Here is a 22,042-nt window from a genome sequence, read left to right on the forward strand (position 1 = left end):
TTGACGTCTGAGGTAGAGGAAGGGCCCCTGCCAACGTCGGGCCCCCGCCCTCCCGGCCCCGCGATCTTGGTGGTCCCGCCCGGACCGCCGGGGTCAGCTGCGCCCGGGCCGAAGCGGCCGTAGGGCTGGCCGGCTACCCTAGCGGTGGCCGGACACCTCGCCCGGTCGCCGATCTGCCCGCCGGAACACTGACAAACGGGATGTTCGCGTGTTTGACACCTTGAGTGACCGCCTGTCCGGGATCTTCACCAAGCTCCGCGGCAAGGGTCGGCTCACCGACGCCGACATCGACGCCACCGCGCGCGAGATCCGCCTCGCGCTGCTGGAGGCGGACGTCGCGCTGCCGGTGGTCAAGGGCTTCATCGCCAACGTCAAGGAGCGGGCGCGCGGCGCCGAGGTCTCCCAGGCGCTCAACCCGGCGCAGCAGATCATCAAGATCGTCAACGAGGAGCTGATCAACGTCCTCGGCGGCGAGGGGCGGCGGCTCCAGTTCGCCAAGCAGCCGCCGACGGTGATCATGCTCGCGGGCCTCCAGGGTTCCGGTAAGACCACTCTCGCCGGCAAGCTGGCCCGCTGGCTCAAGGCCCAGGGCCACCAGCCGCTGCTGGTCGCCGCCGACCTCCAGCGCCCCAACGCCGTCGGGCAGCTCCAGGTGCTCGGTGGCCGCGCCGGCGTCGAGGTGTACGCCCCCGAGCCCGGCAACGGCACCGGCGACCCGGTGCAGGTGGCGCGCGCCTCGATCGAGCACGCGAAGCGGGCCGCCCGGGACATCGTCATCGTCGACACCGCCGGCCGGCTCGGCATCGACGCCGAGATGATGCAGCAGGCCGCCGACATCCGCGACGCGGTCGAGCCGGACGAGGTCATCTTCGTCATCGACGCGATGGTCGGCCAGGACGCGGTGCGCACCGCCGAGGCGTTCCGCGACGGCGTGGGCATCACCGGCGTGGTCCTCTCCAAGCTCGACGGCGACGCCCGCGGTGGCGCCGCGCTGTCGGTCCGGGAGGTCACCGGGCAGCCGATCCTCTTCGCCTCCACCGGCGAGAAGCTGGAGGACTTCGACGTCTTCCACCCCGACCGGATGGCCAGCCGGATCCTCGGCATGGGCGACGTCCTCACTCTGATCGAGCAGGCCGAGCAGGCCTTCGACACCGATCAGAAGGAGAAGATGACCGCCAAGCTGATGGGCGGCGAGCAGTTCACCCTGGAGGACTTCCTCGACCAGCTCATCGCGGTCCGGCGGATGGGCCCCATCGCCAACGTGCTGGCCATGATGCCGGGCATGGGGCAGATGAAGGACCAGCTCGCCGAGGTCGACGACAAGCACTTCGACCGGGTCACCGCGATCATCCGGTCGATGACCCCCGCCGAGCGCACCAACCCGAAGATCATCAACGGCTCGCGCCGGGCCCGCATCGCCAACGGCTCCGGCGTCACGGTGATGGACGTCAACCAGCTGCTCAACCGCTTCGCCGACGCGCAGAAGATGATGAAGCAGATGGGCGGCATGATGGGCCTGCCGGGCGGCGGCCGGCGCAAGGCGACCAAGTCGCCGAAGAACAAGCGCAAGGGCACCAAGGGCGGCAACCGGCCGCGCGCCGGGGCGGGCGCCGGGATGCCGGGCGGCTTCCCGGGCGGCATGCCGCAGCTCCCGCCGGGCATGGACCCGAACGACCTGGCCGGCGGCCAGGGGCTGCCCCCGGGCTTCAAGCTGCCGAAGATCGACTTCAACAAGCTCGGCAAGGGCGGCGACGGCCGGCCCCGCTGACGCGTGTCGCTGACGGCGGGTGACATGATCCTTGCCTAGGGTGATGTCGCCCCTGGAAGGAGGAGTCATGACCGTGGCACCCATCCTGCCCGACCGGTCGGAGTGGACGGTCGACGACCTCGGCGACCTGCCGAAGGACCTTCCGTACGAGTTGGTCAACGGAAGGTTGATCGTGCCGTCCCCCACCGCCGTGCACCAGGACCTCTGCGTGCGACTGCTGCTCGCTCTCGAGGTCAACTGCCCCGCCGACTACCTGGTGAGCATCGACCTGTCGATGCGCATCGACCGCCGCAACGAGCCGCGCCCCGACGTCGTCGCCATCCGCCGCGAGCACGCCGACCGCTCACCCGTCCCCGTCGAGGACGCGCTGCTGGCCGTCGAGGTCCTCTCGCCGACCTCCACGTTCCGCGACCTCTACGACAAGGCGAAGGTCTACGCGCACGCCGGGGTGCGGACGTACTGGGTGGTCGACCCGCTGCACGAGCGGATGACCCTCACGGAATACACGCTCGGCCCCACCGGCGAGTACGAGGCGGTGACCCACACCGAGGACCTCTTCGTCACCGAGCGGCCCTGGAAGGTCTCCGTCGACCTGCCCGCGCTGACGGCACGGCGGGCCGGGCTGCTGGCGCGCGACGAGGGCTGAACGCCGCCGGCCCGCGCGGGGCGGGAAGAATGGCGGCGGACCGCCCCCTTTCGCGCAGACGGAGGACGCATGGCCTGGCACGTACGCGGCGTGGTGCTGCCCGACGACGAGGTCCGTGACCTGTGGCTGGTCGGCGACCGGGTCACCTTCACCCCGGTCGCCGGCGCGGAGACGATCGCCGACGGCGGGTTCGTGCTGCCCGGTCTGATCGACGCGCACTGCCACATCGGCATCGCCCGCGGCGGCGCCCCGATCACCTCGCTCGACCAGGCCCGCGAGCTGGCCCGGGTCGACCGGGACGCCGGGGTCCTCGCCATCCGCGACGCCGGGTCGCCGTACCCGTACCCCGAACTCGACGACGAGCCCGACCTGCCGCGGCTGGCCCGCGCCGGCCGGCACGTCGCGCCGCCGAAGCGCTACCTGCGCGACATCGGCGTCGAGGTCGGCGCGGCGGAGGTGGCGGCGACGGTGGCCGCGCAGGCGCGTGCCGGCAACGGCTGGGTGAAGCTGGTCGGCGACTGGATCGACCGGGGCGTCGGCGACCTGGCCCCGGCCTGGGACGCCGACACCATGACTGCCGCCGTGCGGGCCGCGCACGCCGCCGGGGTACGCGCGGCGGTGCACACCTTCTCCGAGTCGGCCGTCGAGATCATGGTGCGCGCCGGGGTGGACTCGGTGGAGCACGGCACGGGCCTGAGCCTGGACCTGATCGACGAGATGGCCCGCCGGGGCACGGCGCTCATCCCCACGATGATCAACATTCGGACCTTCGGCGGGATCGCCGAGCAGGCCCGGGCCAAGTTCCCCGGCTACGCCGAGCACATGCTCGCGCTGCGCGACCGCTTCCCCGAGGTGGTCCGCTCGGCGCACGAGGCCGGGGTCCCGATCTACGTGGGCACGGACGCGGGCGGCGGCATCGACCACGGCCTCGCCGCGGAGGAGATGCTGCTGCTGCACGAGCAGGCCGGCATGTCCACCACCGACGTGCTCGCCGCCGCGTCCTGGCGGGCCCGCGAGTGGCTCGGCTTCCCCGGACTGGTCGAGGGCGGCCTGGCGGACCTCGTCGTCTACGCCGAGGACCCGCGCGTCGACCTGCGCGCCGTACGCACCCCCGCCCGCATCGTGCTGCGCGGTCGCGTCGTCCGCTGACCCGCCGCGGACGACGCGGTCGGCGGGGGAGGCTCCCGGTCGGGCCGGTGGCACTCCCCGGCCGGTGGTGCGCGGCCGGTCAGCCGGTGTGGGCCTGGGTGACCGCGTGCAGGAGCAGGTACACAGCGAGGTCGGCTAGGGCGGCGGCGGTCTGCGCGACGGGGGCGCCGGGCAGGACGATGTGGCTGATCACCAACCGGACGACCGAGTCCGTGGCGAACGCGACGGCGTCGCGGTCGGCGCCCGGCAGCACGCCGTCGGCCCACTCCAGCAGCACCTCGGTGGCCTCGGTCAGGACCAGCTCCGACCGGGTGGTCAGGTAGGGCAGCAGGTCGTCCGAGCCGCCCCGGGAGCTGGTCAGGACGGCCTTGATCAGCGGGTCGTCGGCCGCCTGCGTGAGGGTGTGCGAGATGGTGGCGTGCGCGGCGGCCCGCACGTCGTCGCCGTGGGCGCGCAGCAGGGCGCGTACGTCGCCGACGAACCTGTCGACCTCCCGCCGGGCGAGCGCCTCGGCCAGCCCCGCCTTGGTGCCGAACTCGTTGTAGACCGTCTGCCGGCTGACCCCCGCCGCGCGCGCGACGGCACCCATCCGGACGCCGTCCCAGCCGGTCGCGATGGTCAATGCCCGGGCGGCCTCGACGATTGCGTCCCGGGAACGGGTGCCGTCCCTCACCTCACCCATGGTGGTCGAATCCTAGCCCGGCCGCACCGACCGGCACGGCGGAGACCGCCGACGTCGCGCCCGATGACGTCGTCCCTTCGGCCGACGCATAGGATGTGCGGTCATGGCACGCGTGCTCACTCCCCGTGCGGAGGACTTTCCCCGCTGGTACCAGGACCTGATCGCCAAGGCGAAGCTGGCCGACAACGGCCCGGTCCGGGGGACCATGGTCATCCGCCCGGCCGGCTACGCCATCTGGGAGCGGATGCAGGCCGAGATGGACGCCCGGATCAAGGCGGCGGGCGCGGAGAACGCGTACTTCCCGCTCTTCATCCCGGAGAGCTACCTCAAGCGCGAGGCCGAGCACGTCGAGGGCTTCTCGCCGGAGCTGGCGGTGGTCACCCACGGCGGCGGCAAGCAGCTCGCCGAGCCGGTGGTGGTGCGCCCCACCAGCGAGACCGTCATCGGCGAGTTCATGGCCAAGTGGATCGACTCCTACCGGGACCTGCCGCTGCTGCTCAACCAGTGGGCCAACGTGGTCCGCTGGGAGCTGCGCCCCCGGATCTTCCTGCGCACCAGCGAGTTCCTCTGGCAGGAGGGGCACACCGCCCACGCGACCCGCGAGGACGCCCGCGCCTACGCCCGCCGGATCCTGCACGAGGCGTACGAGGACCTGATGGTCAACGTGCTCGGCATCCCGGTGGTCGTCGGCCTGAAGACGGCCCGCGAGCGCTTCGCCGGCGCCACCGCCACCTACACCTGCGAAGGCATGATGGGTGACGGCAAGGCCCTCCAGCTCGGCACCAGCCACGAGCTGGGGCAGAACTTCGCCAAGGCGTTCGACATCAGCTACTCCTCGGCCGAGGGCGGCCGGGAGCACGCCTGGACGACCTCCTGGGGCACCTCGACCCGGATGCTCGGCGGCCTGATCATGTGCCACGGCGACGACAACGGGCTGCGCGTGCCGCCGAAGCTGGCGCCCGTGCAGGCGTACGTCATGGTGGTCAAGGACGGCGAGGGCGTCGGCGAGGCGGCGGCCAAGCTGCGCGACGCGTTGCGCGACGCGGGCGTCCGGGTCGCGCTCGACGACCGCGTCGACACCCCGTTCGGCCGCCGGGCCGTCGACGCCGAGCTGCGCGGCTATCCCGTACGCGTCGAGGTCGGCCCCCGCGACCTGGCCGCCGGCAACGCGGTCGTGGTCCGGCGCACGGACGGCTCGAAGTCCCCGACGCCGGTGGCCGACGTGGTGACCGCCGTGCTGGCCGCCCTCGACGCCGACCAGCGGGCCCTGCACGACCAGGCGCTGGCCCACCGGAAGTCCCGCACGGTCGAGGTGTCGACCCTGGCCGAGGCGATCGAGGCGGCGGCCACCGGCTGGGCCATGGTGCCGTGGTCGGCGGTCGGCGTGCAGGGCGAGGCGGAGGCGAACGGCCAGGGCGTCACCGTGCGCTGCCTGCTGCGCGCCGACGGCTCGGTGCCCGACTCCGAGGACGAGCCCGACCTGGTCGCCATCCTGGCCCGCGCCTACTGAGCCCGCCCACCCCTCACCCGTCGCGGCGGCTCCCTCAAGCGTCAGGAAGTGCACCTTCCTGACGCCTGAGGTAGAGGAAGGGGCCCTTCCCTGCACCTCGGAGCGGTGGGCGGGGGTGGGGGCGGGGGCCGGTAGGGTCGGTGCGTGAGATTCGAACCTGGGCGGCTGATCGTGCACCGCAACGTGCGCCGGGGCCGGATCGGCTGGGTACGCACCGCGCGGGTGGTCAGCGACGACGACCGGGGCCTGCTGCTCTGGGTGCCCCGCGACTCCCCGGTCGCGAGCGAGGTCACCGAGGCCGGGCTGGGCATGCGGGCGGTGCCGTTCAGCGAGTGGATCTCCTCGTCGTACCGCCTGGCCACCGGCCGGTGGGACGGCCCCTCCGTGCTCAAGTTCCTGCCCGCCGGGGCGGCCCACTCCGTGTGGTGGTTCCGCGACGCGCACGACCGCTTCGCCACCTGGTACGTCAACCTGGAGGAGCCCGGGGTGCGCTGGGACGACGGCACGCTCGCCGGCGTCGACATGGTGGACCAGGACCTCGACGTGGTCGTCCGCCCCGACCTGGGCTGGGAGTGGAAGGACGAGGGGGAGTTCGCCGAGCGGCTCGCCTTCCCCGACCACTACTGGGTGACCGACGCCGACGCGGTCCGCGCCGAGGGGAAGCGGGTGATCGCGCTGGCCGAGGCGGGGGAGTTCCCGTTCGACGGCACCTGGTGCGACTTCACCCCGCCGCCCGACTGGACCGTCCCCGACGGGTTGCCGCCCGGCTGGGACCGCCCCCCGGTGCGCTGACCCGGCCCGACCCGCCCGCGCACCGCCCCCGACCGGTGGGTCCGGCCGCCGGCCGGCGACTGTGCTTTCGGTCACTTCTGCCGCCCGGCGGGTGACCGGGGGCGGTCCGGTGTGAGCGATCGGCGCCCGATCTGGCAGAATGGCTGGCTGGTATCCGGCGCGCGTCCGGCGCCCTCTAACCCGGGCACGTCGCCAGTCCACCGAGCAGTCTCCGGCCCAACCCCACTGTGCCGGTCGACACTCACCCGTGCACCGCCCGTACCGGGCAGGTGAGATCGCAACAGGAGCGAAACAACTGTGGCCGTAAAGATCCGGCTCCTGCGGATGGGCAAGATCCGCAACCCGCAGTACCGCATCGTCATCGCCGACTCGCGCACCAAGCGCGACGGCCGGGCGATCGAGTTCGTCGGGGTCTACCAGCCGAAGGAAGACCCTTCGGTGATCGAGGTCAAGTCGGAGCGGGTCCAGTACTGGCTGTCCGTCGGCGCCCAGCCGAGCGAGGCGGTGCAGCGGCTGCTGGAGCTGACCGGTGACTGGCAGAAGTTCAAGGGCCTGCCGGCCCCGCCGCCGCTGAAGGTCGCCCCGGAGCGGGTCGACCGCACCGCGGCGTACGAGGCCGAGGCGAAGGCCGCCGCCGGGCTGGCCGAGGCGCCGGCGAAGCCGGCCAAGAAGGCCGCCAAGGCCGAGGCTCCGGCCGAGGCGCCGAAGACCGAGGCTCCGGCCGAGGCCCCGGCTGCCGCTGCCGACGCCGGTGAGCAGGCCTGACATGCCTCTGCGTCCGGCGTTGGAGCACCTGGTCAAGGGCATCGTCGACCACCCCGATGACGTACGCGTCCGGATGGTCGACTCCCGTCGGGGCAAGCGGCTGGAAGTCCGCGTGCACCCGGAGGACCTCGGCACGGTGATCGGGCGGTCCGGCCGGACCGCCAAGGCGCTGCGCCAGGTGATCGGCTCCATCGGCGGGCGCGGCGTGCGCGTCGACATCGTCGACTCGTACTGATGCTGCTCGTCGTCGGCAGGGTCGGCAAACCGCACGGCATCCGCGGTGAGGTCACCGTGGAGGTGCGGACCGACGAGCCCGAAGCGCGGTTCGCCCCAGGCATGGTGCTGCGCACCATGCCTGGGGCGACGCCCCGGGCGCGGCACACCGAGCCCGGGGCGTCACCGCCGTCGCCGGCCGCGCCCGCGCAGGGGGTGGCCTTCCGGGTGCCCGCCGAACTGGTCGTGGAGTCCGCCCGCTGGCACCAGGGACGGATGCTCGTCGCGTTCGAGGGCAGCCTGGACCGGGACGTCGCCGAGGCGCTGCGCGGCACCCTGCTCGCGGTCGACAGCGCCGACGTCGCCGCGCCGGAGGACCCGGAGGAGTTCCACGACCACCAGCTCGTCGGGCTGGCCGTGGTCACCCCCGACGGCGACCGGCTGGGCGAGGTGGCCCGGATCGACCACGCCCCCTCCTCCGACCTGCTGGTGCTGCGCCGTCCCGAGGGCGGCACCGCGCTCATCCCGTTCGTCAAGGCGATCGTCCCCGAGGTTGACCTCGCCGGCGGTCGCGTCGTCGTCGACCCGCCGGCCGGTCTGCTCGATCTGTAGAACCGCTGGAGCACCCCCGCATGCGCGTCGACATCGTGTCGATCTTCCCGGAGTACTTCGCCCCGCTGGACCTGTCGTTGATCGGCAGGGCGCGGGCGAACGGCACGCTGCGGCTGGCCGTACACGATCTGCGGATCTGGACCCACGACGTGCACCGCACGGTCGACGACACGCCCTACGGCGGCGGGCCCGGCATGGTGATGCGGCCGGAGCCGTGGGGCGAGGCGCTCGACGCCCTCGCCCCGGCGGAGGTGACCGCGCCCAGGCTGGTGGTGCCGGCCCCGACCGGCGCCCCCTTCACCCAGGCGATGGCGCACGAGCTGGCCGCCGAGCCGCACCTGCTCTTCGCCTGCGGCCGGTACGAGGGCATCGACCAGCGGGTGCTCGACCACGCCGCGACCCGGATGCCGGTGACCGAGGTCTCCCTCGGCGACTACGTCCTCTTCGGCGGCGAGGTGGCGGTGCTGGTGATCCTGGAGGCGGTCACCCGGCTGCTGCCCGGCGTGCTCGGCAACGCGGGCTCGCTGGCCGAGGAGTCGCACGCCCACGGGCTGCTGGAGGCCCCCATGTACACGAAGCCGGCGACCTGGCGGGGGCTGGAGGTGCCGGAGGTGCTCCGCTCCGGCGACCACGGCAGGATCGCCCGCTGGCGGCGGGACGAGGCGCTGACCCGCACCGCGACGCGTCGTCCCGACATGCTCGCCGCGGTGGACCCGCAGCGCCTGGACAAACGGGACGTCGCCGCGCTGGACCGGGCCGGATTTCAGGTGCCGCCGGGGGATGTGGCAAAGTAGGGGGGTTGCCGCAACCGGCCGCGCCGCGGCCGGCTGCGAGGATCCTCGACCGGGGTCGGGTCACCGACCGCCATCCGGGGATCAGAATCACCCACCCGCGCACCGATTGACGGTGCGCCGTGAGCCTCACGAGGACGCAGCGATGAACATCCTGGACGCCCTTGACGCCCAGTCGAAGCGCACCGACCTCCCCGACTTCCGTGCCGGTGACACCGTCAAGGTGCACGCCCGGGTCGTCGAGGGCAACCGGTCCCGTGTCCAGATCTTCCAGGGCGTCGTCATCCGCCGCCAGGGTGACGGTCTGCGCGAGACCTTCTCGGTCCGCAAGATCAGCTTCGGTGTCGGTGTCGAGCGCACCTACCCGATCAACAGCCCGGCGATCGACCGGATCGAGGTCGTGACCCGCGGTGACGTCCGCCGCGCCAAGCTCTACTACCTGCGCGAGCTGCGGGGCAAGAAGGCCAAGATCAAGGAGAAGCGCGAGAAGCAGCCGAGCTGACCTCGCGCTCGCCACGCCGCCCGAGCTGCGCGTATGTCGTACCGACCGGACCGCACTACCCTGGTCGCTACGGGCGCAGCCGGGCGACGTCCCGCCACGACGGCGGAGCGACGACCACTACCGCCCGGGGAGCCCCGACAGGGTTCCCGGGCGGTAGTGTCATTTCTGCTGACCGGAGAGTGGCGTGGTGCAGACGCTTGACGAGGACGGCGCCGTCGACCCCTGGCGACGGCGCGCCCGCCGACCCCGCCGACAGATGCCGCTCTGGCAGGAGCTGCCGCTGCTGCTGGTCGTCGCGTTCTGCCTCGCGGTGCTGATCCGCACCTTCCTGCTCCAGGCGTTCTTCATCCCCTCCGGCTCGATGGAGGACACCCTCCTCGTCGGTGACCGGGTCCTGGTCAACAAGGTCGTCTACGACGTGCGCGACCCGGTGCGGGGCGAGGTCGTCGTCTTCCGGGGCACCGACCGCTGGGCCCCGCAGGTCGCCGAGGGGCCGGAGCCCGGGTTCGCGGGCAAGCTCAGCCGGACCGTCGGCGACCTGGTCGGCGTCAGCCGCCCCGGCGAGAAGGACTTCATCAAGCGGGTCATCGGCCTGCCCGGCGACCGGGTGAAGTGCTGCGACGCCGACGGGCGCGTACTGGTCAACGGCACGCCGCTCGACGAGTCGTCGTACGTCCTGCGCGACTCGCCGCTCGACATCCCGCCCAACCCCCGCGAGTGCCGGTCCCGGCGCTTCGACGAGGTCGTGGTCCCGCCCGGGCAGATCTTCGTCATGGGCGACCACCGGATGGTCTCCCAGGACGCCCGCTGCCAGGGACCGGTGCCGATCGAGAACGTGGTGGGCCGGGCGTTCACCGTGGTCTGGCCGTCGTCGCGCTGGAGCGCCCTGTCGGTGCCCGCGACCTTCGACGACGTCGCCGACCCGCCGGCCGCCTCCACCGGCGCCCCGCCCCCGGTCCGCCCCACGCCGGACGGCGATCTGGTGCTGCTCGCCCCGACCGCTGTCGCGCTCGCCGTTCTCGCGCGTTCCGGACGGTGGCGTCGGGCCGGGCAACGTAGGCTCGTGCCGTGATTGACGAGCAGACCGACAAGCCGCGCAGTTCCTTCTGGAAGGAGCTGCCCATCCTCCTGGGTGTGGCGATCCTGGTCGCGGTACTGGTGCGCGCCTTCGTGCTGCAGACCTTCTTCATCCCCTCCCCGTCGATGGAGAACACCCTCCAGATCGACGATCGGGTGCTGGTCAACAAGCTGGTCTACGACTTCCGGTCCCCGCACCGGGGCGAGGTGATCGTCTTCAAGGCCCCCATGGAGTGGAGCGCCAACCCCGACGGCGAGGACTTCATCAAGCGCGTCATCGGCGTCGGCGGCGACCACGTGGTCTGCTGCGACGCGCAGGACCGGCTGGTGATCAACGGCAAGTCGCTGGACGAGCCCTACATCTACCCCGGCGACAAGACCGCCGAGGAGTTCGACATCACCGTCCCGAAGGGCCGGCTCTGGGTGATGGGCGACCACCGCGAGGCGTCGGGCGACTCGCTGGAGCACTGGCAGCAGTCCGGTCAGGACATCAACGTCGCCACTATTCCCGAGGGCGAGGTCGTGGGGCGGGCCTTCACCGTCTTCTGGCCCGTCGGCCGGGCCACCTGGCTGAGCGTCCCGAAGCCGTACGAGGCCATCCCCGAACCGTAGGGGCCGCCGGGCGTGTGCGTTGTCGGCGGCGTCTGGCAGGCTGGTGCGGTGACCGTCTACACCCCTCGGCGTGCGGCGCGCGTCCTGCTCGTCGACGCGGCAGGTCGGGTGCTGCTCTTCTGCGGCTCCGACCCGGCCCGTCCCGAGCACGGGCGCTGGTGGTTCACCCCCGGCGGCGGCCTGGACGAGGGGGAGACCTACCCCGAGTGCGCGGCGCGGGAGCTGGCCGAGGAGACCGGGCTGCGGCTGCCGGCCCCGGCGTTCGGGGCGCCCGTGCACCGCGACGTGACGGAGTTCCCCTTCGACGGCGTGTGGTACCGGCAGGAGCAGGAGTTCTTCCTGGTGCGGGTGGCGGGCCACGAGGTCGACACCGCCGGCTTCAGCGAGATCGAGCGGGCCACCGTCGCCGCCCACCGGTGGTGGTCGCCGGCCGAGCTGACCGCCAGCGGCGAGCGGTACTACCCGCCGGACCTGACCACGGTGCTGGCCCGGGCGCTGGCCGCCGCGCCCGCGCCCACGGCCGGGCAGGACGCGCCGTGCTGACGCCCCCGCGCACGGTGGTGCGCCGCGAGGGTGGGCTCTACGCGCTGGAGCGCGCGTTGCAGCGGCGCGGCTTCCGGCACGTCGCCGGGGCCGACGAGGCGGGTCGCGGCGCCTGCGCCGGGCCGCTGGTCGCCGCCGCCGCGATCCTGCCCGAGGGCCGCCGCGGCGAGATCGACGGGCTGGCCGACTCCAAGCTGCTCACCCCCGCCAGCCGGGAGCGGATCCACGACGAGGTCGTGGCCCGCGCGCTGGCGTACGCCGTGGTGGTGATCCCGGCCGAGGAGGTCGACGAGCGGGGCCTGCACGTGAGCAACCTGGCCGCGATGCGTCGCGCCCTGGCGTCGCTGACGACCCGCCCCGACTACGTGCTGACCGACGGCTTCGGCGTGGACGGCCTCGACGTGCCGGGGCTGGCCGTGTGGAAGGGCGACCGGGTGGCCGCCTGCGTCGCGGCGGCGAGCGTACTCGCCAAGGTCACCCGGGACCGGATGATGGTCGAGCTCGACGGGGCGTTCCCGGGCTACGGGTTCGCCGAGCACAAGGGTTACATCACCGCGGAACACACCGCGGCGCTGCGGGACCGGGGGCCGTGCCGGGAGCACCGGTTCTCGTACGTCAACGTGGCGACGGTGTCCGGTCGCGACGGCGCCCCACCCCGGGCGCGTCGGCCGGCGGACGCGAGGCGGGACGAGCCGATGGAGCGCTCCTGCCCGCCAGGGGGTACCGTCGGCGTGGCGTTGGGCGAGCAGCCTCAGCCTCCGGCGTCGGTGGGGGAAGATGTGGTCATGGAAGGCGGAGTGCGATGAGCGCGGAAGACCTCGAGAAGTACGAGACCGAGATGGAGCTCCAGCTCTACCGGGAGTACCGCGACATCGTCCGCCAGTTCTCCTACGTGGTGGAGACGGAGCGCCGGTTCTACCTGGCCAACCAGGTCGACCTGCACGTGCGCAACTCCGACGGCGAGGTCTACTTCGAGGTCGAGATGCACGACGCCTGGGTGTGGGACATGTACCGTCCCGCCCGGTTCGTGAAGAACGTCCGGGTGATGACCTTCAAGGACGTCAACGTCGAGGAGCTGGAGAAGCCCGACATCTCGCTGCCCGCCGACTCCGGCTTCGGCGGCTGACCCACCGCTCCGCCGCCCGCCCGGCGGTCCCACCGTCGGCCGTACGGCCCCGTCGGCGCCCCCACCGCCGCGCGGCCGTCGTCCCGCTTCTCCCCGGCAGCCCGGTTCACCCCGCCGGCACCACGACCTCGACCCGCTGGACGAGGTTGTTGGCGAAGCCGCCCCGGTTCCACGGCTGCTCGACCGGCTGGCTGCGGCCGGAGGCGTCGGTGGCGCGGGCCCCGAGGACGTGCCGCCCCGGCTCCGCCGCCCACTCGTAGCGCCACCGGCGCCAGGCGAACTCCCCGCCGACCTGCTCGTCCAGGATGGCCGGTCGCCAACTGGCCCCGCCGTCGGTGGTCACCTCCACCGAGACGACCGGGGCGTGGCCGGACCAGGCGCGACCGTCCAGCGTGCACGGACCGGGCCGCAGCACGCGGGTGCGGGACATGAAGTCGGGGAAGCCGGGCGGCCGGACCAGCGCCCGCGGCTCGATCCGGGTCACCGGCACCCCGGGGTCGTCCGCGTCCCGCCGCAGCCGGTAGGCGACCGCGTTCTGGTAGCCGTCGAACGCCTCGGTGCGTACGTCGATCGCGCGCAGCCACTTGACGTGCGCCATGCCGTACCAGCCGGGCACGATCAGCCGCAACGGGGCACCGTGCTGCGGCAGCAGCGGAGCGCCGTTCATCTCGTACGCCAGCAGCACCTCCTCGCGCAGCGCGTCGGCGGCCGGCAGCGCCCGCTGGTAGTCCTGCTCGACGCCGCGTTCCACACCGTGGTCGGCGCCCGTGAAGACCACGTCCACGGCGTCGGCGGCGATCCCCGCCTCGCGCAGCAGCGGCGCCAGCGGGGTGCCGGTCCACTCCGCGTTGCCGACCGCCTCGACCAGCCACGGCTGGCTCACCGGCCGGGGATGCAGCAGGGCGCGCCCGTTGCCGGCGCACTCCAACGTGACCCGGCGGGTGACCCGGGGCCGCTCGCGCAGTGCCGCGAGGTCGAGGATCAGCGGCCGGTCCACCGCGCCGGCCACCGTCAGCGCGTGCGCGTCCGGGTCGAGGTCCGGGATGTCGTAGTGGATGAGCAGGTAGTGCAGGCCGGCCGGGGTCACGTCGTAGCGCAGCGCCTCCAGCGGGATGCCGTGGTTGCGGGCGGCGAGCTGCAACTCCTCGGCGGTGATGCCCTCGCCGGGTTCCGCCACGCGGGAGGGCCCGCTGGCATCGTGCACAGTGGTCATCGAGGACCTCCCCGGCCGGACGGCGGCGGCTCCGCCGTGCGCCCGTCCCAGCCTAGGGCCTCGCCGGCGCTGCCGGGCACGCCCAGGAACCAGCGTGCCTAGCAGACCGCCCGGCCCTCCGGGGGGCCGTCCACAGGACGACAGTCGTCCACAGGCGAGGGTGCCGGGGGTGGCGAGGACGGGCGGATGCCGCGCAGGCTGCGCCCATGCGACCTGCCGCCCGTACCGCCGTCGTGTTCTGCGTGGCCCTGCTGTCCCTCGGACCCGCCGCGCCCGTCGCCCGGCCGGTCCCGGCGGTGGGGCGACCGCTCGTCCCGGCGGCACCGCCCGGGATCGCGCTGCCCGGGGGCGCGCCGGCCGTGGTCGCGCCGGCCGGTGCCGTGCGGTTCCGGTGGCCGCTCGACGGCGTCCCGCGCCCGGTGCGCCGGTTCGACCCGCCGCCCCGGCCCTGGCTGCCCGGTCACCGGGGCGTCGACCTGGCCGCCGTGCAGGGCGCGACCGTGCGGGCCGCCGGCGCCGGCACGGTGCTCTTCGCCGGTCTGGTCGCCGGCCGTCCCGTCGTCACCGTCGGGCACGCCGACGGGCTGCGGACCACCCACGAGCCGGTGTCGCCGGCGGTCCGCCCCGGCGAGGCACTGGCGGCCGGGGCGCCGCTGGGCACCCTCCTCGCCGGCCACCCGGGCTGCCCCGCCCCCGCCTGCCTGCACTGGGGGCTGCGGCGCGGCGCCGACTACCTGGATCCGCTGGCGCTGCTCGGCCTGGGACCCGTGCGGCTGCTGCCGCTCGACGGGGACGACCCCGCCCTCAACGCTGGGCGAGCAGCGGGGGCAGCCGCACCGCGAGCCGCTCGTACGCGTCGGGGGTGTTGTAGACCTGGGCACAGAGCCGCAGCCAGCCGCGTCCGTTCCAGGCCATGACGGCGACCTCGGTGGCGAGCCGCTCGGCGATCCGTTCCCGCAGCGCCCGCGCCGCGTCGAGCGTGGTGCCCAGGCCCGCTGGCAGCGGCACGATCCGCATGGCGACCCCCGGCCCGCCGGGGTCCGGCAGGTCGACGGGGGCCACCCCGAGCGCGTCCCCCAGCAGCCGCTGGCCGTACGCCGCCAGCGCGGCATTGTGCCCGCGTACCCGGTCCACGCCGAGGCTGCGCAGCGTGAACAGGCCCACCGGCGCGGCCAGCCAGCCCGTGTAGTCCTGCGTCGCCGCCCACTCGACGCGGCCGGGGAACCCGGACTCCTGCTCCCAGGAGACGACCAGGGGCTCGATCCGTTCCCGCCACGGCGGAGCGACCGCCAGTACGGCGGTGCCGCGCGGCGCGTACGCCCACTTGTGCAGGTTGCCCACCCAGAAGTCGGCGCCGACGTCGCCCACCGGCGCCGGAAGCATGCCCGGGGCGTGTGCGGCGTCAACGAGGACCGGTATCCCGTGCTCCCGGGCCACGCCGACGATCGCGGCGACGGGGAAGAGTCGGGCGGTGGCGGAGGTGAGCTGGTCCACGACGAGCAGCCGGGTCCGGCCGGGGCGCAGCCCGGCGCGGACGATCTGGACGATCTCCTCACCCGAGGCGGCCAACGGGACGGGCAGTGTCCGCTCGACCGCCCCCGTACGCCGGCACTCCCGGGCGATGGCGAGGCCGACCGCGCCGTAGCCGTGGTCGGTGGTGAGCACCTCGTCGCCCGGACCCAGGCCGAGCGACTGGAGCACCACCGCCACGCCGGTGGTGGCGTTCGGGACGAGGGCGGTGCCGTCCGGGTCGGCGCCCAGGAAGCCGGCCAGGTGCCGGCGGGTGTGGGCGATCCGGTCGACCAGGCCCTGCGTGAAGAAGCGCAGCGGATTGGCCTCCATCTCGTCGCGCAGCCGCTGCTGGGCCCGCTGCACGGCGATCGGTACCGCGCCGAACGAGCCGTGGTTCAGGTGGCTGACCGCCGGGTCGAGCGAGAAGAGCAGGCGGGCTGCCGCGATCGGTTCGGGCGGCTGCGGGAGGCTCACCCGGTGATCGTAGCGACCGGTCGATCCATCGCCGCCGTTCCGCCGGGTACGGTCCGTCGGGCGCCCACCCGGGACGCGGTTGCATCGAGCCCGTGCCGGTCGACAGTCCTCGATCCCGGAGAATCGCTGGTCATGGACGTCGAACTGCGCTGGCCGACCGCCGCCGACCGGCAGCTGCGCGCCGAGGTGCACCGGGTGCTGCACGCCGTGGCCGAGCGGGGCGGCGCGATCGGGTACGCGGTCCCGCCCGGCCGCGCCGAGACCGACGCCTGGCTGGACAGGGTGCTCGGTCTCGTCGGGGCCGGCGACGCCGCGCTGGTCCTCGCCGTGCTCGACGACCGGGTGGTGGGCACCGGGGCGTGGCGGCGCGGTCCGAAGCCGATCTTCACCCACTACGCCGACCTGGAGAAGATCACCGCACACCCCGCGGCCCGTGGCCGCGGCATCGGTCGGCTCGTCACCGGCGCGCTGATCGACGACGCCCGCAAGGCCGGCGTCGAGACTCTCGCGCTGGGAGTACGCGGCAACAACCACGGTGCCATCGAGCTGTACGAGCGCCTCGGCTTCCGCGAGTGGGGCCGACTGCCGAACGTCATCGAGGTGGGCGACGAACGTTACGACGACGTGCGGATGTGCCTGGACCTCGGGCGCGAGCCGCACGTCGTGCTCCGGGGCTCGGCCCCCGACGGGCCGGGCTCGTCGCCGCGCCGGACCTGAGCACCCGCCCCTGCCTGCCCGGCTGCCCGGGCAGGGCTGCCGCTCCCGGGCCGCTCGGGGTCGGGGTGGCCTGCGGCGGCGGGACTCAGGCGCGTGGGTGGGCCTGGCGGTAGGCGGCGCGGAGCCGCTCCACGGACACGTGGGTGTAGATCTGGGTGCTCGCCAGGGACGAGTGTCCCAGCAGTTCCTGCACCGCCCGCAGGTCGGCGCCGCCCTCCAGCAGGTGGGTGGCCGCCGAGTGGCGCAGCCCGTGCGGGCTGATCGGAGGCAGGCCGGCGGCCTCCGCGTACCCGCCGACGATCCGCCGTGCCGTCGTCGGGTTGAGCCGTCCGCCGCGGGCGCCGAGCAGCAGCGCGTCGCGGGAGTGCGGTGCGGCCAGCGCCGGCCGGCCGTGGCGCAGCCACTCGTCGAGCGCCCGCTGCGCCGGCACCCCGTACGGCACGGCCCGTTCCCGGCCACCCTTGCCGAACACCCGCACGACCCGTCGCGCGTGGTCGACGTCGGCGACGTCGAGGCCGCACGCCTCGCTGATCCGCACCCCCGTGCCGTAGAGCAGCTCCAGCAGCGCCCGGTCCCGCAGCAGTACCGCCTCGGCGACCTGGTGGGCCGCAGTGGAGGGACCCGACGCGTCTGGCGACGTCGGCCCGGACCCGTCGTCGGGCGACGCCGGTCGGGAGCCCTCCCCGTCGGGCGGTGCCGGCCGGGAGCTCTCGTCGGTTGACGCTGGCCGGGAGCCCTCCCCGTCGGGTGACGGCGGTCCTAAGTCGTCCTCGTCGGGTGACGGCGGTCGGGAGTTGCCCTCGGCGGGGGGTGGCGGCACGGCCGGGACGAATCGGCCCGGCGCTTCCACCAGGGCGGCCGCCTGGTCGGCACGCAGCACGGTCGGCAGGTCCCGGTGGGCGCGCGGGCTGGACAGGGCGCCGGCCACGTCGGCGGGGAGCAGTCCACAGCGGTGGGCCCACGCGCTGAACGTCCGCGCCGAGGCCGCCCGGCGGGCGAGCGACGTCCGCGCGGCCCCCATCGTCCGCTGCTTGGCCAGCCAGCTGCGTAGCACGGCGAGGTCCAGCTCCGGCAGTGCGGCGCAGCCCATCCGGTGGGCGTGGTCCAACAGCGACACCACGTCACCGACGTACGCCCGGACGGTGTGGGCGGACCGGTTGCGCACGGCGGCCAGGTACCCGGCGAAGTCGTCCACCGCCTCGCGCATCGCCGGTGGGAGCGCCTCGTGGGTCGCCCGGGTGCCGTTCGCCTCCCGGCTCACCGCGAGCCCTTCGCGGCCGTCCGTCGGGCGGTCGGTGTGCCTCGCGTGCGCGTCCCTGCCACGCTGGGCCGAGCTGCGGGCGCCGCCTGGCCGACCCGCACGGGAGGCCGCACCCCGCGGTACACCTGGGTGCGGATCAAGGCCGTGGTGGCGATGGGCGGCGGATCCTCGGGTGGCACGGGACCAGCCTACGGTCGCCCGACGCCACCGGCAGGCCACTGGACCGGGCAGCGCACCGGGCTGCCGGCCACCGGCCGGGCACCGGGCCGACCGGGCGCCGAGGCGGTGACCGGCCGTGCCGGCTCGCGGGTGTTCCCGGCGCGGACGCGCGGCCCGGGTGGTGGATTGCGTCGGCCGGTGCGCGCAGACTTGTCGTACCAACGGGTGTGGGCCCTGGCCGTGGTCGCCGTGCGACGGGACCAGGCTCGACGAAGGGGGACCGGGCATGGGGGTGGACGTCGTCCTCTACCGGGCGGTCGGGGCGGGCTCCGACCGGCGTCGCCTCGTGCCGGCCGAGGTGCTGCCCGATCCCGACGACGTACTGCTGAACCTCGTCCGGCGCGTCCGTGGCAGCGGGCGTACCCCGCTGCTCGACCGGGTGGATCCGGTCGGCGAGTTGGTGGTCCCTGCCGGCCAGGCGCCGCAGCTCCTCGCCGAGGTGCGCTGCCTCGCCGAGGTGTCCCGGTCGACGCCGGAGCTGACGCACGTGCGCCGGCTGGATCGGTTGGCGCGGCGCTGCCGGCAGGACCGCGCGATGGAGATCCGCTTCGAGGGTGACTGACGGCGGCTCCCCGTCCGTCCGGCGGTTCACGGTCCGTCCGGCGTCGCCGGTCGTCCGGCGGACGCGTTCCCGGCCGGCGGGGGCGCGAGGGCGTACCCGTCGTCGCGGCGGAGCACGAGGGCCAGTTCCTCGAGCATCGACAGCTTCCGCAGCGCGGTACGGACGGGCACCCCGGCCCGCGCGGCGAGGACGTCCACACCGACCGCGCCCCGGCGGGGCAACGCCTCGACGACGGCCCTCGCGTCATCGTCGAGCAGGTCGGCCGGCTGCTGCGGGCCGCGCGGTACGGGCGCCAGGTCGCCGATCCGCCCGACCTCCTCCAGCACCTGCGCGACGCCGGTCACCAGCCGGGCCCTCGGATACTCCCGTAGCGTCTCGTGCGCGCCGACGGACATCGCCGACGTGACCGGGCCGGGCACCACCATGCTGGGCCTGCCCAGGGCGAGCGCCCGGTGGGTGGTCTGGGTGGCGCCGCTGCGGGCGGCCGCCTCCACCAGCACCGTGCCGAGGGTGCCCGCCGCGATCACCCGGTTGCGGATGAGGAACCGGGGCCGCAGCGGATCGGCTCCCGGCATCCACTCGCTGACCAGCAGCCCGGTGTCGGCGATCCGGTCGAACAACGCCGCGTTGCCCATCGGGTACGGGCGGTCCACGCCGCAGGCCAGCACCGCCACGGTCAGGCCACCGGCGTTGAGCGCGCCCCGGTGGGCCGCGGCGTCGATGCCGAAGGCTCCGCCGGAGACGATTGTCCAGTCCCGGTCGGCCAGTCCGTAGCCGAGTTCCGTGGCGACGTGTGTGCCGTACCCGGTGGCGGCGCGGGCGCCGACGACCGCGACGGAGCGGTCGAACGCCTCTGCGAGCGGCCGCGAGCCGCGTACCCAGAAGCAGAGCGGCGGGGCGGTCTCGATGTCCACCCGCCGGTAGGCGCCGGGCAGCCGGAGCCGGCGCAGGTCGCCGACCCGGACGGGCCACTCGTCGTCACCGGGGACGACGATCCGGGCACCGAGGCGGTCCGTGCGGGCCAGCGCCTCGGCCGCGACGGTCCGGGCGTCGCCGGCCGCGCAACGGGCCGCCACGGTGTTTCGCAGCGTCTCCTCCGGCGCGCCCCCGTCGAGCAGGAGGTCGAGCGTCGCCACCGGGCCGAGCCGGTCGACCAGTCGGTGCACCGACCAGGTGCCGGGCTCGGCGAGCCAGGTGAGCGCCACCCTGGCCAGGGTCTCCTCGTCGGTGCTCACGTCGCGTCCCCCGTCCTCAGTTGGATGGCCTCCCGGACGTCCTCCCGGTCGGGGCGGTCCCGACCGTCCAGGTCCGCGATCGTCCAGGCCAGGCGGATGATCCGGTCGAAGCCGCGGGCCGACAGCGATCCGGCGTCCAGCCGGACCCGCAGCTCGGCCGTGTCCGGCCCGGGCAACCGCCAGGGCGGTCGGCGCAGGTACGGGCCGGGTATCTCGGCGTTGAGCCGGTGACCGAGCACCGCCCAGCGGGTGGCCGCCGCCTGCCGGGCCACCGCCACCCGCGCGGCGACGGTGGCGGAGGGCTCGCTGTCGACGGTGGCCTGCATCAGCTCGGCCGCGCGGACGGGCGGCAGCTTCACCTGCACGTCGATCCGGTCCAGCAGCGGCCCGGAGAGCCGGCTGAGGTAGCGTCGCCGGGCCTGCGGCGGGCACTCGCAGTACGCGTCCCCGGCCGGCTTGGCGCACGGGCACGGGTTGGCCGCCAGCACCAGCTGCGTACGGGCCGGGTACTCGGCGCCGCCCCGGCTGCGGACCAGCCGGACCCGGCCGTTCTCCAGCGGTTGGCGCAGCGCCTCCAGCGCGCCCCGGCTGAACTCGGGCGCCTCGTCGAGGAAGAGCACGCCCCGGTGGGCGAGCGAGATCGCGCCGGGGCGGGCCAGCCCGGAACCGCCGCCGACCAGCGACGGCACCGTCGCCGTGTGGTGTGGTGCCTGGAACGGCGGGCGGCGCAGCAACCGGCCGCCCGGTGGCAGCAGCCCGGCGATGGAGTGCAGCGCGGTGACCTCCAGCGCGGCCTCGTCGTCCAGCTCGGGCAGGATCGACGGGAGGCGCTCGGCGAGCATGGTCTTGCCGGCTCCCGGCGGCCCGACCAGCGCCAGGTGGTGCCCGCCCGCCGCGGCCACCTCCAGTGCCCTCCGGCCCAGCCCCTGCCCGGCGACCTCGGCCAGGTCGGGCCCGCCGCCGGTTGGCGACGGGCCGTCCGGCTCCGGCTCGATCAGGGGCGAGCCGTCGCGGATGAAGCTGACCAGCCGGTGCAGCGTGTCGACCGCCCGGACCCGGACCCCGGGGACGACCGCCGCCTCGGCGGCGTTGCCGGCCGGGACGATCACCTTTCCGACGCCGGCCCGGGCGGCCGCGGCGACCATGGGCAGCACACCGCGCACCGGGCGGACCGTGCCGTCGAGGCCCAGCTCGCCCAGGACCACCACGTGTTCCAGGGGCAGCAGCGGCAGCTCGCCGGAGCCGCCCAGCAGGGCCGCCGCGATCGCCAGGTCGAACGCGGAGCCGAACTTCGGCAGGTCGGCCGGCAGCAGGTTGAGGGTGATCCGCCGGTTGGGCCACCGCTGACCGGAGTTGACCACGGCCGCGCGGACCCGGTCCCGGGCCTCGTGCAGGGCGGTGTCCGGCAGCCCCGAGATGACCACCGCCGGCAGGCCGGCGGCCAGGTCGGCCTCGACCTCCACGAGGTGCCCGGTGACGCCCACCAGGCCCACGCAGAGCACCTTCGCGTAGCTCACGACGCCACCCGCCGTCGCTCGTCGCCGGGCCCGGTCCGGTCGGGTCCGCCCATCAGAACGCCCCCTTGAGGTGCTCGACCCGGGCGGCGCCCGCGCCGGTCAGGCGTACGGAGACGACGTCGAAGCGCACCTCGTCGGCGGTGGTGCCGGTGTCGGCGAGCCACCGGGCGGCGAGCCCGCGCAGCCGCCGCGCCTTGGCCGGTACGACCGCCTCCGCCGGCGGCCCGAACTCGTCGGTGCGGCGGGTCTTCACCTCGCAGAAGGCGAGCACCGGCCCGTCCCAGGCGATGATGTCGATCTCCCCGGCCGGGCAGCGCCAGTTCCGGGCCACCGGGCGCAGTCCCGCCCCGATCAGGTACCGGACGGCGCACCGCTCCCCGTACGCGCCGACCGCCTGGTTCCGCTTCGTCATGTCCGGCACGGTGCACCCGGCGGGCGGGCAACCGCCGTCCCGTGCCCCGGAAACTGTGGACGACGGGCGCACTGTGGACGAACGGACGATCATGCCCTCGTCGTGCTATGCGGCCCGTCTCGGTGGACCGCC

At 74.5% G+C, this 22,042-nt stretch carries 24 protein-coding genes and 2 pseudogenes; 18 read left to right on the forward strand and 8 right to left on the reverse strand.

Features of this window, described 5'->3' with window-relative positions; all coding sequences use genetic code 11:
* The first annotated feature begins 208 nt into the window (after nucleotides 1–208).
* The 3 genes from ffh (at nucleotide 209) to AC0OO9_RS21910 (ending at nucleotide 3,563) form a co-directional block, all read left to right on the forward strand.
* A complete protein-coding gene (gene ffh, locus AC0OO9_RS21900; protein WP_484512019.1) occupies nucleotides 209–1,768 on the forward strand; it encodes a signal recognition particle protein in 1,560 nt (519 codons plus the stop codon).
* A gap of 67 nt (nucleotides 1,769–1,835) precedes the next feature.
* On the forward strand, nucleotides 1,836–2,414 hold the full coding sequence (locus AC0OO9_RS21905; RefSeq protein WP_484512020.1) for a Uma2 family endonuclease: 579 nt from the start codon (nucleotides 1,836–1,838) through the stop codon (nucleotides 2,412–2,414).
* Between the two features lie 69 nt (nucleotides 2,415–2,483).
* A complete protein-coding gene (locus tag AC0OO9_RS21910; protein WP_484512022.1) occupies nucleotides 2,484–3,563 on the forward strand; it encodes an amidohydrolase family protein in 1,080 nt (359 codons plus the stop codon).
* 79 nt (nucleotides 3,564–3,642) lie between these two features.
* Here the strand turns inward: AC0OO9_RS21910 and AC0OO9_RS21915 are convergent, their stop codons facing one another.
* The gene (locus AC0OO9_RS21915) at nucleotides 3,643–4,245 is read right to left on the reverse strand and encodes a TetR/AcrR family transcriptional regulator (RefSeq protein ID WP_421457761.1); all 603 of its coding nucleotides are present in this window, start codon (nucleotides 4,243–4,245) and stop codon (nucleotides 3,643–3,645) included.
* Between the two features lie 103 nt (nucleotides 4,246–4,348).
* Between AC0OO9_RS21915 and proS the strand changes: the two genes are divergently transcribed.
* From proS to AC0OO9_RS21975, 12 genes and pseudogenes are all read left to right on the forward strand, one after another.
* Complete coding sequence (proS, locus tag AC0OO9_RS21920) at nucleotides 4,349–5,755, forward strand: proline--tRNA ligase (protein WP_484512023.1); 1,407 nt, start codon at nucleotides 4,349–4,351, stop codon at nucleotides 5,753–5,755.
* Between the two features lie 144 nt (nucleotides 5,756–5,899).
* Nucleotides 5,900–6,547, forward strand: a complete 648-nt coding sequence (locus AC0OO9_RS21925) for a ribonuclease FAU-1 family protein (protein ID WP_327030769.1) — start codon at nucleotides 5,900–5,902, stop codon at nucleotides 6,545–6,547.
* Nucleotides 6,548–6,844: 297 nt separating this feature from the next.
* On the forward strand, nucleotides 6,845–7,312 hold the full coding sequence (gene rpsP / locus AC0OO9_RS21930; RefSeq protein WP_311410948.1) for a 30S ribosomal protein S16: 468 nt from the start codon (nucleotides 6,845–6,847) through the stop codon (nucleotides 7,310–7,312).
* Nucleotides 7,287–7,547: an RNA-binding protein gene (locus AC0OO9_RS21935; RefSeq protein WP_172862164.1), complete on the forward strand. Its 261-nt coding sequence runs from the start codon at nucleotides 7,287–7,289 to the stop codon at nucleotides 7,545–7,547. The genes rpsP and AC0OO9_RS21935 overlap by 26 nt, the downstream gene beginning before the upstream one ends.
* Before the next feature lie 2 nt (nucleotides 7,548–7,549).
* Nucleotides 7,550–8,137 (forward strand): ribosome maturation factor RimM, encoded by a 588-nt coding sequence (gene rimM, locus AC0OO9_RS21940; RefSeq protein WP_484518007.1) that lies wholly within the window; start codon nucleotides 7,550–7,552, stop codon nucleotides 8,135–8,137.
* Between the two features lie 20 nt (nucleotides 8,138–8,157).
* Nucleotides 8,158–8,931, forward strand: coding sequence for a tRNA (guanosine(37)-N1)-methyltransferase TrmD (gene trmD, locus AC0OO9_RS21945; protein WP_327030771.1), 774 nt, complete (start codon nucleotides 8,158–8,160; stop codon nucleotides 8,929–8,931).
* A 142-nt stretch (nucleotides 8,932–9,073) separates the two neighbouring features.
* Entirely contained in the window at nucleotides 9,074–9,430 is a 357-nt protein-coding gene (gene rplS / locus AC0OO9_RS21950) for a 50S ribosomal protein L19 (protein ID WP_089001547.1), read from the forward strand.
* A 184-nt stretch (nucleotides 9,431–9,614) separates the two neighbouring features.
* A pseudogene (gene lepB, locus AC0OO9_RS21955) lies at nucleotides 9,615–10,489 on the forward strand (signal peptidase I).
* Between the two features lie 9 nt (nucleotides 10,490–10,498).
* On the forward strand, nucleotides 10,499–11,119 hold the full coding sequence (lepB, locus tag AC0OO9_RS21960) for a signal peptidase I (RefSeq protein ID WP_484512026.1): 621 nt from the start codon (nucleotides 10,499–10,501) through the stop codon (nucleotides 11,117–11,119).
* A 48-nt stretch (nucleotides 11,120–11,167) separates the two neighbouring features.
* On the forward strand, nucleotides 11,168–11,662 hold the full coding sequence (locus AC0OO9_RS21965) for an NUDIX hydrolase (protein ID WP_484512027.1): 495 nt from the start codon (nucleotides 11,168–11,170) through the stop codon (nucleotides 11,660–11,662).
* Nucleotides 11,656–12,468 (forward strand): ribonuclease HII, encoded by an 813-nt coding sequence (locus AC0OO9_RS21970; RefSeq protein ID WP_151457076.1) that lies wholly within the window; start codon nucleotides 11,656–11,658, stop codon nucleotides 12,466–12,468. Before AC0OO9_RS21965 ends, AC0OO9_RS21970 begins: the two co-directional genes overlap by 7 nt.
* A complete protein-coding gene (locus tag AC0OO9_RS21975; RefSeq protein WP_007075222.1) occupies nucleotides 12,465–12,788 on the forward strand; it encodes a DUF2469 domain-containing protein in 324 nt (107 codons plus the stop codon). The genes AC0OO9_RS21970 and AC0OO9_RS21975 overlap by 4 nt, the downstream gene beginning before the upstream one ends.
* A gap of 106 nt (nucleotides 12,789–12,894) precedes the next feature.
* Here AC0OO9_RS21975 and AC0OO9_RS21980 read toward each other — a convergent pair whose 3' ends face one another.
* Nucleotides 12,895–14,001: a sulfite oxidase gene (locus AC0OO9_RS21980; protein WP_484512029.1), complete on the reverse strand. Its 1,107-nt coding sequence runs from the start codon at nucleotides 13,999–14,001 to the stop codon at nucleotides 12,895–12,897.
* Between the two features lie 206 nt (nucleotides 14,002–14,207).
* Here AC0OO9_RS21980 and AC0OO9_RS21985 point away from each other — a divergent pair, with 206 nt between their 5' ends.
* Complete coding sequence (locus AC0OO9_RS21985; protein ID WP_484512030.1) at nucleotides 14,208–14,918, forward strand: murein hydrolase activator EnvC family protein; 711 nt, start codon at nucleotides 14,208–14,210, stop codon at nucleotides 14,916–14,918.
* On the opposite strand, the gene AC0OO9_RS21990 is transcribed toward AC0OO9_RS21985, so the two are convergent.
* On the reverse strand, nucleotides 14,806–15,987 hold the full coding sequence (locus tag AC0OO9_RS21990) for an aminotransferase class V-fold PLP-dependent enzyme (protein WP_484512032.1): 1,182 nt from the start codon (nucleotides 15,985–15,987) through the stop codon (nucleotides 14,806–14,808). The genes AC0OO9_RS21985 and AC0OO9_RS21990 overlap by 113 nt on opposite strands.
* 132 nt (nucleotides 15,988–16,119) lie before the next feature.
* Here AC0OO9_RS21990 and AC0OO9_RS21995 point away from each other — a divergent pair, with 132 nt between their 5' ends.
* The gene (locus AC0OO9_RS21995) at nucleotides 16,120–16,704 is read left to right on the forward strand and encodes a GNAT family N-acetyltransferase (protein ID WP_484512034.1); all 585 of its coding nucleotides are present in this window, start codon (nucleotides 16,120–16,122) and stop codon (nucleotides 16,702–16,704) included.
* 85 nt (nucleotides 16,705–16,789) lie between these two features.
* Here the strand turns inward: AC0OO9_RS21995 and AC0OO9_RS22000 are convergent, their stop codons facing one another.
* On the reverse strand, nucleotides 16,790–17,725 hold the full coding sequence (locus AC0OO9_RS22000) for a tyrosine-type recombinase/integrase (RefSeq protein ID WP_484518008.1): 936 nt from the start codon (nucleotides 17,723–17,725) through the stop codon (nucleotides 16,790–16,792).
* A pseudogene (locus AC0OO9_RS22005) lies at nucleotides 17,714–18,412 on the reverse strand (site-specific integrase); the annotation flags it as partial. The pseudogene AC0OO9_RS22005 and the gene AC0OO9_RS22000, both read right to left, overlap by 12 nt.
* Between AC0OO9_RS22005 and AC0OO9_RS22010 the strand changes: the two are divergent.
* A complete protein-coding gene (locus AC0OO9_RS22010; protein ID WP_484512036.1) occupies nucleotides 18,411–18,746 on the forward strand; it encodes a hypothetical protein in 336 nt (111 codons plus the stop codon). The pseudogene AC0OO9_RS22005 and the gene AC0OO9_RS22010 overlap by 2 nt on opposite strands.
* Before the next feature lie 26 nt (nucleotides 18,747–18,772).
* Here the strand turns inward: AC0OO9_RS22010 and AC0OO9_RS22015 are convergent, their stop codons facing one another.
* From AC0OO9_RS22015 to AC0OO9_RS22025, 3 genes are read right to left on the reverse strand one after another with little or no spacing between them, the layout of a single operon-like run.
* Complete coding sequence (locus AC0OO9_RS22015) at nucleotides 18,773–20,068, reverse strand: DNA-processing protein DprA (RefSeq protein ID WP_484518009.1); 1,296 nt, start codon at nucleotides 20,066–20,068, stop codon at nucleotides 18,773–18,775.
* Nucleotides 19,978–21,498, reverse strand: a complete 1,521-nt coding sequence (locus AC0OO9_RS22020; RefSeq protein WP_484512038.1) for a YifB family Mg chelatase-like AAA ATPase — start codon at nucleotides 21,496–21,498, stop codon at nucleotides 19,978–19,980. The genes AC0OO9_RS22015 and AC0OO9_RS22020 overlap by 91 nt, the downstream gene beginning before the upstream one ends.
* Nucleotides 21,499–21,550: 52 nt before the next feature.
* Complete coding sequence (locus AC0OO9_RS22025) at nucleotides 21,551–21,910, reverse strand: YraN family protein (protein WP_484512040.1); 360 nt, start codon at nucleotides 21,908–21,910, stop codon at nucleotides 21,551–21,553.
* Nucleotides 21,911–22,042: the final 132 nt, after the last annotated feature.

The organism is Micromonospora sp. USAFONa4 (assembly GCF_057197825.1).